This window comes from Staphylococcus roterodami (assembly GCA_022493055.1).
Taxonomy (GTDB): Bacteria; Bacillota; Bacilli; order Staphylococcales; family Staphylococcaceae; genus Staphylococcus; species Staphylococcus singaporensis.
In genome coordinates this window covers 200,650-216,672 of the sequence record CP092781.1, presented here as the reverse complement: position 1 = coordinate 216,672, position 16,023 = coordinate 200,650, and the positions used below count along the sequence as shown (strand labels likewise).

Annotated in this window: 11 protein-coding genes; 6 read left to right on the top strand and 5 right to left on the bottom strand. The window is 33.4% G+C overall.

Going from position 1 to position 16,023, the window contains the following annotated elements; translation table 11 throughout:
- The first annotated feature begins 28 nt into the window (after positions 1–28).
- Complete coding sequence (locus ML436_00905; GenBank protein UMT78347.1) at positions 29–1,213, top strand: thiolase family protein; 1,185 nt, start codon at positions 29–31, stop codon at positions 1,211–1,213.
- Between the two features lie 656 nt (positions 1,214–1,869).
- Here the strand turns inward: ML436_00905 and coa are convergent.
- Complete coding sequence (gene coa / locus ML436_00900; GenBank protein UMT78346.1) at positions 1,870–3,822, bottom strand: staphylocoagulase; 1,953 nt, start codon at positions 3,820–3,822, stop codon at positions 1,870–1,872.
- A gap of 189 nt (positions 3,823–4,011) precedes the next feature.
- Between coa and ML436_00895 the strand changes: the two genes are divergently transcribed.
- The gene (locus tag ML436_00895; GenBank protein ID UMT78345.1) at positions 4,012–4,356 is read left to right on the top strand and encodes a complement inhibitor SCIN; all 345 of its coding nucleotides are present in this window, start codon (positions 4,012–4,014) and stop codon (positions 4,354–4,356) included.
- Between the two features lie 112 nt (positions 4,357–4,468).
- On the opposite strand, the gene ML436_00890 is transcribed toward ML436_00895, so the two are convergent.
- From ML436_00890 to pflB, 3 genes are all read right to left on the bottom strand, one after another.
- On the bottom strand, positions 4,469–6,232 hold the full coding sequence (locus ML436_00890) for a glycerophosphoryl diester phosphodiesterase membrane domain-containing protein (protein UMT78344.1): 1,764 nt from the start codon (positions 6,230–6,232) through the stop codon (positions 4,469–4,471).
- A 328-nt stretch (positions 6,233–6,560) separates the two neighbouring features.
- Complete coding sequence (pflA, locus tag ML436_00885; protein UMT78343.1) at positions 6,561–7,316, bottom strand: pyruvate formate-lyase-activating protein; 756 nt, start codon at positions 7,314–7,316, stop codon at positions 6,561–6,563.
- Between the two features lie 22 nt (positions 7,317–7,338).
- The gene (pflB, locus tag ML436_00880; protein UMT78342.1) at positions 7,339–9,588 is read right to left on the bottom strand and encodes a formate C-acetyltransferase; all 2,250 of its coding nucleotides are present in this window, start codon (positions 9,586–9,588) and stop codon (positions 7,339–7,341) included.
- Positions 9,589–10,177: 589 nt separating this feature from the next.
- Between pflB and ML436_00875 the strand changes: the two genes are divergently transcribed.
- The 3 genes from ML436_00875 to ML436_00865 are packed head-to-tail and all read left to right on the top strand — an operon-like array spanning position 10,178 to position 13,450.
- Positions 10,178–11,146 (top strand): extracellular solute-binding protein, encoded by a 969-nt coding sequence (locus ML436_00875; protein UMT78341.1) that lies wholly within the window; start codon positions 10,178–10,180, stop codon positions 11,144–11,146.
- Entirely contained in the window at positions 11,143–12,699 is a 1,557-nt protein-coding gene (locus ML436_00870) for a sensor histidine kinase (GenBank protein ID UMT78340.1), read from the top strand. Before ML436_00875 ends, ML436_00870 begins: the two co-directional genes overlap by 4 nt.
- On the top strand, positions 12,692–13,450 hold the full coding sequence (locus ML436_00865; protein ID UMT78339.1) for a response regulator: 759 nt from the start codon (positions 12,692–12,694) through the stop codon (positions 13,448–13,450). The genes ML436_00870 and ML436_00865 overlap by 8 nt, the downstream gene beginning before the upstream one ends.
- Before the next feature lie 268 nt (positions 13,451–13,718).
- On the opposite strand, the gene uhpT is transcribed toward ML436_00865, so the two are convergent.
- Positions 13,719–15,098 (bottom strand): hexose-6-phosphate:phosphate antiporter, encoded by a 1,380-nt coding sequence (uhpT, locus tag ML436_00860; protein ID UMT78338.1) that lies wholly within the window; start codon positions 15,096–15,098, stop codon positions 13,719–13,721.
- A gap of 233 nt (positions 15,099–15,331) precedes the next feature.
- Between uhpT and ML436_00855 the strand changes: the two genes are divergently transcribed.
- Entirely contained in the window at positions 15,332–15,826 is a 495-nt protein-coding gene (locus tag ML436_00855; GenBank protein ID UMT78337.1) for an isoprenylcysteine carboxyl methyltransferase family protein, read from the top strand.
- Positions 15,827–16,023: the final 197 nt, after the last annotated feature.

Here is a 16,023-nt window from a genome sequence, read left to right as displayed (position 1 = left end):
GAACATTTATTAAGAGAGGATGATAAGCATGCAAGAAGCATATATTGTAGCTTATGGACGTTCAGCTACTGCAAAGGCAAAACAAGGGTCATTATTTTATGAAAGACCAGATGATGTTGCTGCTAAAGTATTACAAGGTGTGTTACGTCGTGTTGGTGGAAAGTTTAATAATAATATGGTTGAAGATGTCATTGTAGGTACTGCTTTCCCTGAAGGGTTACAAGGACAAAACATTGCAAGAACGATTGCATTACGTACAGGCTTATCGCACTTTATTCCTGGACAAACTATAAACCGTTACTGTTCATCTGGGCTACAAACTATAGCAACTGCAGCCAATCAAATTATGGCTGGCCAAGGAGATATACTCGTGGCAGGTGGCGTAGAATTAATGAGTGCTGTCCCTATGGGTGGAAACGAACCTACCAACAATCCAATATTACAATTTGAAAACGTGGGTGCGTCATATCCAATGGGACTAACAGCAGAAAACGTAGCGTCACAATATGGCGTATCTAGAGAAGAACAAGATACCTATGCTGTTCAAAGTCATCAACGCGCATATGAAGCACAACGTGCAGGTCGCTTTGAAGATGAAATCATTCCAATAAGTGTTGAATACGTTGAATACACTGAAGACGGAGTCGACTTTAAAGAAGGTATATTTGAACAAGATGAGTTAATTCGCCCTGACACAACGAAAGAGGCATTAGCTAAATTGCCGACAGTGTTTAAGGCTGACGGCACAGTTACTGCAGGTACATCTGCCCCACTATCTGATGGTGCAGCATTTGTCGTCTTAATGTCAGGAGACAAAGTAAAAGAACTAGGTGTGAAACCCATCGCTCGATTCGTTGGTTTCAAAGCTGTCGGTGTGGATCCAAAAATTATGGGTATTGGTCCTGCATATGCGATTCCTGAAGTGTTATCACTCAGCAATTTAACAATCGAAGACATCGACTTAGTAGAACTAAATGAGGCATTTGCTTCTCAAACAATCGCTTCTATGAATGCGGTAGGTCTAGATTCATCACGTACTAATGTAAATGGTGGTGCTATTGCTTTAGGTCACCCATTAGGTGCAACCGGTGCTATATTAACCTCACGTTTACTTTCTGAAATGAGTAGACGTCCCGATAGTCGCTACGGCATGGTGACAATGTGTATTGGCGTCGGTATGGGCGCAGCTGCAATATTTGAGTATATTCATTAGATTGTTTGATTATGGATGAAGGTGGAATCGGATTAATGTTATCACTGTGCGAAATTTGGTAACTAAATAAATTGGAGATTCAATTGTATAGTTCGGCATATCGTTAGATTGGGAAAATTGAATTTTGGAAATTATATTAAGGTCCCTTCAAATTATTAGTGAATGTATAGAGCGTTTATCTAGGAACGTATAGAGTTACTTAAAGCCATATGCCGTTTAATTATTGATGTGATTGTTACAGATTGAGGACCTTTAATCTGATAATATTTACTTGAGTTACGCTTCAACTGAAATATTTTATTTTTGAAAATAAAGAAAACCACCCACATTATTGTGTTATCGAAATGTACTTAAATGTTGAATGTTCAATTCAATATTTATCGTTCACTTTCGATACGACTTGCAAAAGCATATGTTGCTTATACAATCGTCGTATTTCACAATGATGTGTGTGGTTTATTTAATAGGGTTTATGAAGTGTTAGGTCATGTTCATTTTGCGACTAAAATGATGAATAATAAAAAGATATGATTTTGTCTGTGTGATGTATTAACCTGGTGGGGAAACCATTCAATACATGATTGCTTAGTTTTAAGATACATATCGTTTTCTGTTAATAATATTGCTTAATGTTGATGAAGGATAAAGTTACAAATTTATTTTGTTACTCTAGGTCCATAAGTTGCAGTACCATCTGCATGTGTTGTTACGTTATATGCGTTGGTTTTGCTTGGTTTGTTTTGTGTCGGGCGTGCTCCATATGACACTGTGCCATTTGCATGTGCCGTTACGTTGTATGCGTTTGTCTCTGCTGGTTTCTTAGTTGTTGGACGTGCTCCATATGACACTTGGCCGTCTGCATGCGTTGTTACGTTGTATGCGTTTGTCTCTGCTGGTTTCTTAGTTGTTGGGCGTGCGCCGTACGACACTTGGCCGTTTGCATGTGTTGTTACGTTGTATGCATTTGTCTCTGCCGGTTTCTTAGTTGTTGGGCGCGCTCCGTATGTTACTTGACCATTCGCATGCGTTGTTACGTTATATGCGTTTGTCTCTGCCGGTTTGTTAAATCTAGGTCTTGCTTCATATCCAAATGTTCCATCATTATATTCACGGATACCAGTGCCAGCATCTCTATATTTAACATACTTAGGTGTTTTGTTAAATTGTGGTCTTGCTGGATATTGTGTAGCTTCTGTTGATTCAGTTACTTGAGGTTTAATCTCTAGTTTAGTTGAGTCTCCTTGGATACCTTTCAACGTTGATTCAGTACCTTGTGTTTTTATTTCAAGTTTAGATGAGTTGCCTTCAATACCTTTTAAAGTTGATTCAACAGGGTTTGTTACTTTAGATTCACCTGTAATTGTAGGTAAAGTAACAGACGGTTGTGTATAATTATCACTTAAAGAAGAAGAACTTTGCTCCATTGTTGGATATTCTGGTCCTTTTACTATTTCACCTTGTAACGTTTTATTTTCCATAGTTAGATAGTCTGGACCTTTTACAGTTTCGCCAGTAATTGTTCCTCCTGGAATCTTAACAAGAGGTTGTGCAACTGGTAATGTTGCTTCCTCAGTTTTATCAACTGTAGTTTTAACTTCTTGTTGGTTATCAACTTTAGGCGATTGAGAATCTTCAACTTTTTTCTCTTCTTTTGCTACTGGCGATTTTGTTTCAGTTTCACCATAACTTTTGACAGTTTTAGTTTTCCAAGATTCGTCTGCTTTTTCAACCGCTTCTCTTGTTTCTTTAACTAAAGCATCAAAATTTGTCTTGTTTTCTGGCTTATTTCTATAATTATGCTTATCCCAATCAAATTTCGTTATAGTTTTTGGCCTGTTTTGATTAGTCTCCATAAAGAAATCATCAATAATTGAATTTAAATCATCCATCATTTCTTTTTTAATTCGCTCGTTACTAATCTTATGTGGATTGTCTTTATCACCAAGTATTAAATCTAATTTAGCACGTAATTCTTTAGCATTTTGATCATATTTGTCATGTCCATAGTAAGATGCAAATAGTGTATCAACTTCGCACACAAGGCTATAAACATCATCTGTGGCTTTATCTTCTTCATCTTTACTATATGATTTTAGTCCTACCTTTTGTGATTGTATATTGTCCACATCTTTACGGAATTGATCTACTGCCTCTTTTAAAGAAAGCCTAATATCATTATATTCTTTCATTGTAAAATTATATAAATTATAATTATCGAAAGAAGTCATTTTTGAATTATCATTAGGTTTTTTCTCTTTAAACTTTTTATACCATTCTTTATATAAATTATACTCATCAATTTTTTTCTTTAATAAATACTGATCTTCACCCAAAATTCTTGTCATCAGTTTATCTTTAGCATTTTTATACTCTTTTTCGCCATATTGGTAGTCTTCTAATAAATCAACTGCTTCAGCAAATTGAGTTTCTAGATTTTTCACTACTCCCCAATAATAGGCATTTGAAATTGGCGAATCATTTTTGCTCTCTTCTTTCACCCTTGATTCTTTACTATAGTCTTTACCCACTATCGCATCCGCTTTGTTATCCCATGTAAATAAGCTAGATGCAACTGCTAATGCGCCTAGCGAAATTATTTGCTTTTTCATAATTTTTGTTTTCCTCCAAAATGTAATTGCCCAACCTACTTTAAAGAAACAAAATATTAAAAGACATTAACTATATATTAACTAGAATAAACGAATCATTAACTATCTTTTGGTTAAAGTTAATTAGCATTACAATATATAATAGTGTATAATCTTTTTGATTCATGTACATCAAAGGAGTAATAAAACATGACAACACACATGAAAATCAAAAATTATTTAGTAACTGGCATTAAAGCTGCACTCCTTGATACGACTGGGATAACATTAACTCGCAAGTCCGAAACAACAGCTCATACGTATCAACATCAAGCGCTTGTAGACCAATTACATACATTAATCACAAATACTGATATAAACAAATTAGCGCATCTACATTTAGATGCATATCAAAAACGAGATATTATGGCAGCACATTATATTGCTAAGTCTGCTATACGTACTAAAAATTTGGATCAAATGACTAAAGCAAAATATAGATTGGAAAATATTTATTCATCACTAACTAATAATGTTCAATCCAACAGTCTTTAACATATCATTATTAACAATGTTCCATCTACTTTCATATGAATACTTAATTCACTATGACGCATTAAAAAGACCTCTAAAAGTATCATTACGATAACTTCTAGAGGCCTTTATGCTATTCAAATAAAATTCTAATAGATCGATCGAAGTATGTTTCATGTTTTTTAGCTTCTTTTATATCATCAGCTAATGCTGGATCATCTGTAATGATACCATCAACGTTCGTTTGTAAATATTTCGTAAGATCTTCTTCTCCATTAATTGTCCATGTATACACTTCTTTATTTTCCATATGTGCCTGATTGACCAACCTTGGTGTATATGAAAAATCTTCAATAACAAAGAAGTCTAATGACGTTTCCTTAAAATGTCCAAATTGTAAAGGGATGATATAACCACACTTAATGTATGGTGCTTCTTTTTTCAATTTAGTCATTATATCGTAATCCAATGACATCACTCTATATTCATGTTCAACACCATGCTTTTTCAGAATCTCAATTACACGTTCTGTATAATCACTAGGTTCTTTACCGTGTGACTTCAATTCTACTAATAACTTTACATTTTCTTTTTTAGCCGCTTCAATAAATGCATCCAATGATACAAGTTTTGCTTCATGTCCATTTTGACGCATTTTTAATCCAACTACATCTTTAAAATTAGACTCAGAGATATTTTTATTAATACCTGTTAAACGCTTCAAATTATTATCATGACTAACTACAAATTGTTTATCTTTGGTCATCATCGTATCTAACTCAACATATTCAACTTTTGCTTTAGCCGCAGCTTTCAATGACGGAATCGAATTTTCAACACCTTTATCTTCAAAACCACGGTGCCCGATAATCGAAATGTTTTGATTAATTGAATTATTGTACAACAAATACATGTTATAACCGATAAAACAAGTCACCGCTAACAACATCGATACAATGAAAAATTTAGACTTACGTTTTGGTTTTGGGTATTTAAATTCTAATCCCGGTTGATCTAATACATTTTCTTGTTTTAAGTGAAGTACTAACACACTGATTAATGATAATTTCGTAAATAAATAATAGAAGAATAAAGCGCTTTTCAGTACAACAAATAAAATGGATGATACTAAAAACTTATCTCCTTCTTCATCTACATAAATGGCTAAAAAAGTTGCCCCGGAAATAATTAATGTTAAAATCGCACCAATGATGATTTCTAATATAACAATTTCTATTACTAATCGAAATTTATTCCGCTTCGTAATTTGCCAGCTCAATCTCATATTTTTAAATAATGATTGCCTATTTAAAATCGTCAGCGGTAAAGTGAATATTAATTTGAAGTTTAAAATGAAAACAGCAACCATAAAGGTTCCGTATATGATAATCCCCTTTGTCGTTTTCATAAGTTCTTCTGTTAAAAATTTAGGTATATAAATGTTCTTCGTCAGTACGGAACTTAAACCTAAATTGGCAATCGGTATCATTAATACTAAATATATAATAAAGAAAATAACAGGTACGCCGACTAATTTACGCACATTTACAAAAGCATTTTGAAAAATCGATTTGAACGTAATAATTTGTCGATCAAAGCCCGCATAAACCATATAAACTAATAATGAAAATTCGACATAAATCAGAAAGGCAACACTTAATATGAAGATAATAAGAAGTATCACACTGGCAGGATGACTTATGATTTCCGTCCAATTATTAATCGTAAGTTGGCTTTGCCCAGCTACTTTTAACATCATATTAAATAGTAAAATTAAGTATGTACTACTAATAAAAATCATGATTAACTGCAATAGTAAGGCGTTAATACTAAAGCGCCCTTTATTTTGATACAGTAATTTAAATACTGTCCATATATCTTTACTAATTCTCTTCATAATCACGCTCCGCATTGCTTTAATATTAAGTTTCATCTTAATATTTTTCATTACTCAGGGTCAATAAAAATTTGAAAAGACTCATATTCATATGCAAATAGCAATTAATAACCAACTCAACATCACCTATATGATAATATTAAAATCCATCTTCAATGAGGCATCACATTAGTCATTAGAATAGCTACTTGCAAAGAACATCTTCATTCAACAATTGTTTGACTTGTTTCATATACATACTGCGGCTTGCTAGTACTCAATTGAAAAAGAAGCATATGCCGCTTCAATCACGAAGTTGCATATGCTTTCTTTTCGGTCTGAATTGTATTTATAATTCAACGGGAATTTTCCCTTTGAAATTAACATAACGGTAGGCTGCTTTAACAGCTTCATCATCGGGCGCTTCTACATCTTCTAATTCATATGCAATACCCAATGTCTTCCACTTATGAACACCTAACTGATGATATGGTAGAATTTCAAACTTTTCGACGTTATCTAGAGAATTAATAAATTCACCTAGTTTAATTAAATCTTCTTTATCATCAGAATACCCCGGCACAAGGACATGACGAATCCACACAGGTTGTTTCATATCTGACAGTTTGCGCGCGAAGTTAAGGATGTGTGTATTAGGCTTTCCTGTCAATTTGATATGTTTTTCATTATCGATATGTTTAATATCTAACAATATTAAGTCTGTATGTCTTTGCAATTCTTCAAAATGCCTTTGAAACGCTTTAGTATCATTGGCACAACCAGCTGACGTATCTAAGCAAGTGTGCACACCATTTTCTTGTAACTCTGCAAACAGTTTTTCTAAGAATGGCATTTGTAATAATGGTTCGCCACCACTCACTGTTACACCACCACCTGATGTATCAAAGTATGGTTTGTATGGTAAAATTTCATTCACCATTTCATCAACTGTAACTTCTCTTGATGGCTCATTGATTTTCCAAGTATCTGGATTGTGACAATACAAGCATCGAAGTAAGCATCCTTGTGTAAATAATATATATCTTAATCCCGGACCGTCGACAGTACCCAAACTTTCGACAGAATGTAAGTGTCCCTTTAGCATAGTGCTCCCACCTTAAATTTTGTTACATACTTTCATGGAATGTACGAGAAATTACATCTAATTGTTGCTCACGTGTTAATTTAATGAAGTTAACAGCGTATCCAGATACACGGATTGTTAATTGTGGATATTCTTCTGGATGTTCCATTGCATCTATTAATGTTTCACGGTTAAATACGTTAATATTTAAGTGGTGACCACATTGCATTGCATAACCATCTAACATACTAGTTAAGTTACGGTTTTGATCTTCTGGTTCTTTACCTAATGATTTCGGTACGATACTGAATGTGTTTGAGATACCATCTTTACAGCAGTCGTAAGGAATCTTCGCAACAGAACTTAATGAAGATAAAGCACCTTTTTGGTCACGACCATGCATTGGGTTTGCACCTGGTGCGAATGGTTCGCCAGCTTTACGTCCATCTGGTGTATTACCAGTTTTCTTACCGTATACAACGTTTGAAGTAATTGTTAATACACTCATTGTATGTTCTGAATCACGATATGTTTTATGGCTACGTAATTTAGTCATGAAGCGTTCTACTAAATCAATTGCGATATCATCTACACGGTTATCATTGTTACCATATTTAGGGAAATCGCCTTCAATTTCAAAGTCTACTACAAGACCTTCTTCGTTACGAATTGGTTTAACTTGTGCATATTTAATTGCAGATAATGAGTCAGCCACTACTGATAAACCAGCGATACCTGTAGCCATTGTACGTACAATTTCTGTATCATGTAACGCCATTTCAATACGTTCATAGCTATATTTATCATGCATGTAGTGAATGACATTTAATGAGTTAATGTAAACACCTGCAAGCCAATCCATCATTTGATCGAATTTCTTGAATACTTCGTCATATTCTAATACTTCGCTGTTAATACCTTCGAAGTTAGGACCTACTTGCGCGCCAGATTTTTCGTCTTTACCACCATTGATAGCATAAAGTAATGTTTTAGCTAAGTTCGCACGTGCACCGAAGAATTGCATTTGTTTACCAATTGTCATCGCTGATACACAACATGCGATACCATAGTCATCACCATAGCTTTCACGCATAATGTCATCATTTTCATATTGGATAGAACTTGTTTTAATACTCATTTTTGCACAGTATGTTTTGAAGTTATCAGGTAAACGCACTGACCATAATACTGTTAAGTTTGGCTCTGGTGCTGGGCCTAAGTTATCTAATGAATGTAAGAAACGGAATGAGTTTTTCGTAACAAGTGGACGTCCGTCGATACCAACACCACCGATAGATTCAGTTACCCAAGTTGGGTCTCCAGAGAATAATTCATTGTAATCAGGTGTACGAGCAAATTTAACAATACGTAATTTCATGATGAAGTGGTCAATAATTTCTTGAACTTCGCTTTCAGTAATTACACCTGCTTTAAGGTCACGTTCAGCATAGATATCTAAGAATGTTGATGTACGACCTAAACTCATTGCTGCACCGTTTTGTTCTTTAATTGCAGCAAGGTATGCTAAGTATAACCATTGAACTGCTTCTTTAAAGTTTTCAGCTGGACGGCTTAAATCGAAGCCATATTTTTGTCCAAGTTCTTTTAATTCTTTTAATGCACGATATTGTTCTGATAATTCTTCACGTAAACGAATCACATCTTCTGACATTTCTGTAGACATCGTGTTGAAGTCATGCATTTTTTCTTCCATTAAGAAATCTACACCGTATAATGCAACACGACGATAGTCACCGATAATACGTCCACGTCCGTATGCGTCAGGTAAACCAGTGATTACACCTGCTTTACGACAGTTCAACATTTCTCTTGAGTATGCATCGAATACACCTTGGTTATGAGTTTTACGATAGTCTGTAAAGATTTTTTCAGTTTCTTCGTCTAATTCGTAACCGTAAGCTTCACAAGCTGCTTTCGCCATACGAATACCACCAAATGGTTGCATTGAACGTTTGAATGGTTTTTCAGTTTGCACACCTACAATTGTTTCTAAATCTTTGTCTAAATAACCAGCATCATGAGATGTGATTGTTGAAGCTACTTTTGTATCCATATCCCACATGCCGCCACGTTCACGTTCTTCTTTCGATAACTGCATTACTTGTTCCCAAAGTTTAGAAGTTGCTTCTGTTGGACCTTCTAAAAATGAATCATTGCCTTCATAAAGTGTGTAGTTTAATTGAATAAACTCTCTAACATCTACATGTCTGTTCCATTTTCCACCTTTAAATCCTTGCCAAGCTGTTGCATGATTTTTATTTGTTTCTAACATACTAAACGCCTCCATTTGTATAATGTTGTGAATTTGAAATGCTATGTTAACGTTTTCATAAACATTGTAGCATGATTGTTGTGATTTTTTTCACATAAATTATGTACAAATTTCATCAAATGTATGTCAAAACATAGAAACTGTACTATTTTGTGTAACAGTATCATGCTATTTCCATTCTGTTACACAACAGTTATAATGTTCACGATTTTCATTGATTTAAAAGTTTATATCAGTGCATATTTTTGTTGTTAAAAAATGATTGTCAAAGAGCGTTAAATCAATACTTAGAAAGATTTAATTTTACATATGAATAGACAAAATTAAATACCTTTTTCTACTTAAAAACTTCACTCCAAACCATTAAATATCTCGTTATTTTTTATATAACAGCTACAAATAAAATATAACAGTTTAGTTTTACAGCCTCGGCAAGTCATCTTGACAAACTAAAATCATCTGCTATTCACAATATTTGAAACGACTTAACAAGTCATATTTAAAACTTTTCTACATATTTAACATTACTTATGCATCATTTATTGCTAAAATTATTGTATTAAAATATACATAGAATTGATGGGATATCATGAAATTAAAAACTTATACCTTACTATTATTTCTCATTTTTTTAGCAGCATGTTCAAATACACATCATTCAGAAACAGAAAAGAACGTATTAACCGTATACTCCCCGTATCCAGCAAATTTAATTCGTCCGATTTTAAATGATTTTGAAAAACGAGAACACGTCAAAATAGAAATTAAACGAGGATCTACACAAGTATTGCTTTCGAATTTACATAAGGAGAAACTTTCTGAACGTGGTGATGTCTTTATGGGTGGCGTATTATCAGAAACGATTGATCATCCAGAGGATTTTGTACCCTATCAAGATCGTTCTGTCACACAACAACTAGATGATTATCAATCAAACAATAAATATGTAACCAGTTTTCTTTTAATGCCTACAGTAATTGTGGTGAATAAAGACTTACAAGGTGATATTGCCATTCGAGGTTATAAAGATTTGTTGCAACCTGTGCTTAAAGGACGTATCGCATATTCTAATCCAAACACAACAACCACAGGTTACCAACATATGCGTGCTATTTATAGTATAAATCATCAAGTGAGTGATGTTCATCAGTTTCAAAATCACGCAATGCAACTTTCACAAACTTCTAAAGTTATTGAAGATGTATCGAAAGGTAAATACTATGCAGGACTTAGCTATGAGCAGGATGCACGCACATGGAAAAACAAAGGCTATCCTATATCTATCATTTATCCAACAGAAGGTACGATGTTAAATGTTGACGGTATTGCATTAGTTAAAAATGCACATCCTCACCCTAAACGTAAGAAGTTAGTGCAATATTTAACAAGTCGGTCTGTACAACAACGTTTAGTCGCTGAGTTTGATGCTAAATCAATTCGAAAAGATGTCACTGAACAAAATGACCAATCTATTGCCAGTCTGAAGAATATACCTTTAATACCGAAGTCTAAATTACCGAACATTCCGCATCATAAGTTTTTGGAGATGATTCAATGACAGCATATAAACCATATAGACACCAATTAAGAAGATCGTTATTTGCGTCAACCATTTTCCCAGTATTTTTAGTAATTATTATTGGATTGATAAGCTTCTACGCAATATATATTTGGATTGAACATCGAACAATTCATCAACATACTGATGAAAGCCAAGCAGAATTACAACGTACCGAGAAGCATATACGGACATTCATTAAACAAAACCATCAATCATTTAATGATCTTGATTTAACAAATAATCATGATGTTACTGTTACAAAACGTGAATTATTAAAATTAATACATGAACAACCTGCTACACTTTATTATGAATTATCTGGACCGAAGCAATTTATAACTAACAATTATGAACATCTAAATACAAAACAAATGTATTTATTTTCAGAAAACCAACTTAAGTTCAAAAATGCTACATATACGCTCAAGCTGTATATGGCCAATACGCCACGATTAAGTGAAATTAAAAAAGACAGCCGTCAATTTGCACTTATTGTTGATCAATATGACAACATTCTATATGCCAATGATGATCGTTTTACTATTGGTGAAAAATACAAACCAGCACAATTCGGCTTTATGAATGAGTCAGTAAACCTAAACAACGCAGATCATCGTCTCATTATTTACAAAGATATACATGAAACGATTGAAGATGGTATTACATTATTGATTGTCATGATTATCGTTCTGTTTTTACTTGTCATTTTTGGATTTGTTAGCGCAGATAATATGGCTAAACGACAAACGAAAGATATCGAAACTATTATTCAAAAGATTTACTATGCTAAAAATCGACATCTAGGTGCTTATACACCATTAAATAATAATAGCGAACTAGAAGAAATAAATAATTATATCTATGATTTATTTGAATCAAATGAACAATTGATTCACTCGATTGAACATACTGAACGTCGATTAAGGGATATACAATTAAAAGAGATTGAACGTCAATTTCAACCTCATTTTTTATTCAACACGATGCAAACAATACAATATTTAATCACATTGTCACCTAAACTAGCACAAACTGTCGTACAACAATTATCGCAAATGTTGCGTTATTCACTACGTACAAACTCACATACTGTCAAGTTAGACGAAGAATTACAATATATTGAACAGTATGTCGCGATACAAAATATTCGTTTCGATGACATGATAAAACTTCATATTGAAAGTTCCGAAAATGCACGACACCAAACTATTGGGAAAATGATGATTCAACCTCTCGTGGAAAATGCTATTAAACATGGCAGAGATACAGAAACATTAATTATCAAAATTAGACTATCATTAAGACCTCATGCTTTGCATATTTTAGTTTGCGATAATGGTATCGGTATGTCAGATTCCCAATTAAAACATGTGCGTCAATCACTAAATGATGATGTATTTGATACTGAACATCTAGGTTTAAATCATTTACATAATAAGGCGATGATTCAATACGGCTCAATTGCTCGCCTTCATATTTTTTCAAAACCAAATCAAGGCACATTAATTTGTTATAAAATACCAATTTCAAGGGGGAATGTAGATGTTTAAAGTTGTGATTTGTGATGATGAACGTATTATACGAGAAGGTTTAAAACAAATGATTCCTTGGGGAGAATATCATTTTAACACGATATATACTGCTAAAGATGGCGTTGAAGCTCTGTCACTCATTCGTCAACATCAACCTGCTTTAGTTATCACTGATATTCGTATGCCTCGAAAAAATGGCGTCGATTTACTCAATGATATTGGACATTTAAATTGCAATGTTATCATATTATCCAGTTATGATGATTTCGAATATATGAAAGCTGGCATTCAACACCATGTTCTAGATTATTTATTAAAGCCCGTAGATCACGCTCAATTAGAAGGTATTTTAAAGCGACTTGTTCGAATGTTATTAGAGCAACAGTCACATTACGGACGTAGCTTAGCTCCTTGCCACGACGCTTTCCAGCCATTATTAAAAGTGGAATATGATGATTATTATGTTAATCAGATAATCGATCAAATTAAGCAATCTTATCAAACGAAAGTATCTGTGTCAGATTTAATTCAACATATTGAAGTTAGTGAATCATATGCAATGCGCACATTTAAAGACCACGTTGGCATTACAATTGTCGATTATTTAAATCGCTATCGTATTTTACAATCTCTACAACTCCTTGATCGTCATTATAAGCATTATGAAATTGCAGATAAAGTTGGCTTTTCAGAATATAAAATGTTCAGCTATCATTTTAAAAAATATTTACAAATGTCGCCGAGTGATTATAGTAAACAAACAAAATAGCATCACTAATAATTATCTATACAACAAATACTCCCTACTATATCGACACCGCTATATGTCTATATTGTAGGGAGTAAATTCATTGAGTCACCCTAAGTCGGGCAAATAAGGATACTTCATAACAGGGAATTATAATCTGCCCCGAGACATAGAGATGATATATTTGCAAGGGTAGAAGCAGTATCTTTCATCTCTTCACGCACATGCCTTCGGGGCAGGTATTGCCAAAATGAAAGTAATTAATTGACAAACCTCTGAATTATTTATATTAAATTTTTAAACTTCTAATTTTCTTTTCTTCATAATATGCAACGACACCTAACAAAATCATGCCTAGGAATAACGCTACATAGAAGACGATAAACACATCTGTCCAACCACTTAGTGTATAGCCAAAAACATTCAAACCATTACGTGTTGGATCTGCAATAGCAGCTAATCCAACTTTAGCCATTGAGTCACCGAATAAATAAGCGAATGAACCTGTCATACCGTTAGCCACACTAATGGCATTTTTAGGAACAAAACCAGTTAATGATACACCGATTAATAGTTGTGGGCCGAATATTAAAGCACCTAATGCAAACAATGAAATATTTACCATTGTTACACTTGTCGCATTTGTATAGAACAATACAACGAATGTAATCATGAACATACATCCAATAGCTACAATTGCGCGTCGTCCTTTTAACAAGTCTGATACATAACCCCATAATAAACTTGCAACTAATGCACCAATTTCAAAGTAGAAAATTGTGTTAACTGCATCACCTTTATTAAAGTGTAAATGCTCTGACACATATAATGGCGCCCAGTTATCAATACCGATACGCACGATATATACAAATACGTTCGAGATACATAGAATCCATATAACCGGATTTCCCAGGATATATTTTTTAAAGATTTCCCATTTCGTCATACCTTGAGAATCAATATTTTCCTTATCAACCGGCTCTTCCCAAATTTCTTCAGCACGATTCCAACCTAATTCTTCTGGATCGTCTTTTCCGATAAATAACGTTGCGATACCAATAAGTAATGCGATTACTGAAGGGAAAATGAACATACCTATAACATTACCATGGAAGAATACATTAGCCCCCCAAAGTGCGACACCACCTGCAATGGCACCACCAATATTATGAGATGTATTCCAGAACCCTAAATAACGACCACGTTTCGTTCGAGGTGCCCATCGTGAAATTGTTGAATAACTTGCAGGTCCACCAACCGATTGAAATACTCCGTTAAGTCCCCAAAGAACAATTAATAATCCCATTACAGAACCAAAGTAACTTAATACGAATCCCATAATTAAAACTGTAATAGCAGATAAAATAAGTAAGAAAGAAATAATACGTTTTGTGTTACGTCCATCGACAAAATAACCAAGCAACGTTTTCCCTAAACCGTACGTGATACTAAATGCTAATCCGATATAACCAAGTTCCAATGTAGATAATCCGATTTCTTCTTTTAAAAATGGTTGTGCCGCTTTAAAGTTGTTTCGAATTAAGTACATAGCCATATACACAAAGAACACAACGAAGAAAGCTTGCATAAAGTTTCTAAGCCATAATTTACGTTGTACTGATAATGGAATGCCTTTGTTTGGAACCTTATGGATATCAAAAAAGTTCATCTCTGTCACCTCTATCAATTTCGTTAAGCCAAATATAGCACGATGTTGTAAGCGCTTAATATCCTTAAAATTATTAAATTATCCCAAAAACTGAACATAAACTAGTATTGAAGGACATATTTATGTACTAAAATTAATAAATAGTTAATAGTATTTGACAGGCTTTATCTATAAAATACTTTATGTTGTCAAAATCAACGCTTATACATATAAACATAATGACGGAGGACATCATGATTTTATCTATATTACTGATCTTTTTCTGTATCCGATTAATCAGCTTAAAGATTTCAATTAATCATTCAAAACAATTAAAAGCAGATGGTGCTGTTGAATACGGCGTTAAAAATTCAAAGCTATTAGCTATTACACACGTATTAATTTATGTTTGTGCAGGTATAGAAGTTCTTATTAATAAAGATACTTTTAGCTTAGCAAATGGCATCGGATTAGTTATTTTAATCTTTGCTTACATCATGTTATTTATGGTAATTAAAACACTTGGCAGTATCTGGACGTTAAAATTATTCATTTTACCAAATCACCCTATTATTAAATCAGGATTATACAAAATTACGAAGCACCCAAATTATTTCTTAAACATAATCCCAGAATTAATCGGTGTATTATTATTAACACACGCAACATACACTACAATCTTATTAGTTCCATATGCATATTTCTTATATGTTCGAATTAAACAAGAAGAGAAATTAATGAATTTATAAAAAACAAAGCCTGTCATCACGTTAATCAAAATAGATATACATCTTTAAAGCATATTCTGATACATCCAGAAATCTTTAAAACATATTATATCTACAACGAACGTGACAACAGGCTTTTTACTATTAAAACCAACGCTTGTTATTATACTTATACACTCAATCTGATTGACATATTTAAATGGATAGCGAGATGTATT